Genomic DNA, 569 nt, shown 5'->3' with positions numbered 1-569 from the left:
ACCTTCTTCCAGCACCGGTTGCCCATCGATCCCTCATCTCTGACACGTTGGCGCAAGCGGATCGGCGAAGAGGGTGTGGAATGGATGCTGACCCAGACGATCCAAGCCGGCCAGAAATCCGGGGTGATTGATGAAGGCAGCGCCAAGCGCGTCGCCATCGATACGACCGTGATGGAAAAGAACATCGCCTATCCAACCGACTCCCGCCTCTACGAGCGGGCGCGGGAACAGCTGGTGGTGCTGGCGCAAGAGGCAGGGGTAGACCTGCGGCAAAGCTATGCCCGTCTTGCCCCACGGCTGGCGCTGCAGGTGGGCCGCTACGCCCATGCCAAGCAATTCAAGCGCATGCGCAAGGCCTTGAAAAAGCTCAGGGGCTATACTGGTCGAGTGATGCGCGACCTGCGCCGCCACCTTGATGACATCCCCGAGGGCGGCCTCCGGGATCGGGTCATTGCCAAGCTCGCGTTGGTCTCGCAGCTCTTGCATCAACAGCCAAAGGGTGCGGACAAGCTCTACGCCCTGCACGAGCCTGAGGTCGATTGCATCTCCAAGGGCAAAGCCCGGGTGCG

Annotated in this window: 1 protein-coding gene; it reads left to right on the top strand. The window is 62.2% G+C overall.

Going from position 1 to position 569, the window contains the following annotated elements:
- Positions 1 to 569 (top strand): transposase family protein (locus IE101_RS19570; protein ID WP_505706173.1); only part of this gene is annotated, 569 nt, incomplete at both ends.

The sequence above is a fragment of the Gemmobacter lanyuensis genome (genome assembly GCF_014652355.1).
Classification (GTDB): domain Bacteria; phylum Pseudomonadota; class Alphaproteobacteria; order Rhodobacterales; family Rhodobacteraceae; genus Gemmobacter; species Gemmobacter lanyuensis.
The sequence above is the reverse complement of the archived record's forward strand: the minus strand, read 5'-3'. Positions and strand labels throughout refer to the sequence as shown.